At 57.1% G+C, this 1,737-nt stretch carries 2 protein-coding genes; both read right to left on the reverse strand.

All coding sequences use genetic code 11. The annotated features are described in order from the left end of the window. A partial coding sequence (locus tag PKO02S_RS33035; RefSeq protein WP_218033997.1) for a hypothetical protein occupies nt 1-207 on the reverse strand: 207 nt, incomplete at its 3' end. A gap of 518 nt (nt 208-725) precedes the next feature. Then, nucleotides 726-1,737 (reverse strand): InlB B-repeat-containing protein (locus PKO02S_RS31940; RefSeq protein ID WP_444980888.1); only part of this gene is annotated, 1,012 nt, incomplete at its 5' end.

The raw sequence follows: 1,737 nt of genomic DNA on the forward strand, positions 1-1,737 counted from the left end.
AGATTGAGGCTGGGAGTTACTGTAGATGCAACCCAGCCGGTCGCCCTTCAAGTAACCCTGCTTGTTCTCCCCGGAAATCGGCTGATTTTCATCATCGATGGTACCGCGTCTTGGCATCGGTGTATGGAGTCCGACTTTTTCGGACTGCGTGGCGGGAGCGAGTTCGGATCGGCGCCGTAGTCCGATTTTCCCCACTTGCAGAGCCATTTCCACGTCCCCCCGCTCGAAAACGACGCTCCAATTCGGCAAAATCGGACTAGGGAGCCGATCCGGACCACGGGCGGCCTTGCAGACCGACTTTTTCGGACTGCATCCAGGGTTACTTGGCGTTCGGCGCTCTGGGGTTGCATCTGCCGTTACGCTCGGCTCCCCGTCCCCACATTCCAGCCCGACAATCCGGGTCTCTCCAGCATAGTTTACTCTCGGCAGGCAATCAAACCTAATCGGTGAACTTTAGAATCAGGTTTTCTTAAAGAGTGATTTTATGGACTTTGGACACGCGTTTGACCGACATTTGATTCACTCTTCACTACGACTTCACGACTTTAGCCGTCGACATTAAAGTCCAAATCCACCTGCTTTTAGCAGGTGGATTTTTAAGGTTTTATTTTATTTTTTTGATGAAAATGGTAGTTGCTTCTTCTCCGTAGAACGGCAGAGGGCGTCTGCCCGGATTGCCCTCTGCCATTAGGGGGTGACCGCCGTAAAACCGCTTTCGCCTTAAGTTACGGCCATTGTACGTTACCGAATTGTGCGGTGCCGGTCGTCCCGTCCTGGTTCGCGGTTACGAACAGGCCGGCGGTGAATGGATCGTTCATCTTGCCGGCAAACGTCTGCTGCCCGCGCTGCGTCCAGGTCGTGCCATCGGTGGACGTGTACGCCGTCAGAACATTGCCGACCTTCGTCATTTTCACCCAAAGCGGCAATGTTACGGCGCCTGACGAATTGAGCGAAGTCCATGTGCTGTTGCGATACTGCACGCGGTAGTTGCCATCCTTCGTGACCGCTACGCTCATGTAGTTGGCGTCCGCCGCCGTTCCCTGCCGGATCATGACGCCCGCCATTGCGCCGTTGTTCGTGGCGGTGAAGCTGTTTACCTTCGCCACTATCGTCGCATCGCCCGTCAAGCTGTTCTTGTACACATAGCGGAAGCTGTCGCTGTTGCTCCACACCTGCGCGCCGGAGCCTTGCACCGTGATCACGCCGCCGCTTTCGGTTGTGCTGCCTGCGTTCGTCGTCGTGATGTCGGTGCTTTGATAAGATGGCGGAGGCGTCAGCGAGAACGATGCGGTCACGGATTTATTGCCGCTCATCGTAATCGTCGTCGGGTTGGTCGTTCCGCTCAAATCGCCGCTCCAACCTGCAAACGAATACCCGCTGTTCGGCGTCGCGGTCACGGTGACAACCGTGCCGGACGCATATGTGCCGCCGCTCGGGCTCAGCGTGACGCTGCCGTTCGTTGCGCTCGTGCTCAGCGTATATTGTGGCGGCGACGAGGAGCCCGGCCATTGCACGTTGCTGAATTGTGCGGTGCCGGTCGTCCCGTCCTGATTCGCGGTTACGAACAGGCCGGCGGTGAATGGATCGTTCATCTTGCCAACAAACGTCTGCTGCCCGCGCTGCGTCCAGGTCGTGCCGTCGGTGGACGTGTACGCCGTCATAACATTGCCGACCTTCGTCATTTTCACCCAAAGCGGCAATGTTACGGCGCCTGACGAATTGAGCGAGGTCCATGTC

It is taken from the genome of Paenibacillus koleovorans NBRC 103111 (genome assembly GCF_004000845.1).
Taxonomy (GTDB): domain Bacteria; phylum Bacillota; class Bacilli; order Paenibacillales; family NBRC-103111; genus Paenibacillus_AA; species Paenibacillus_AA koleovorans.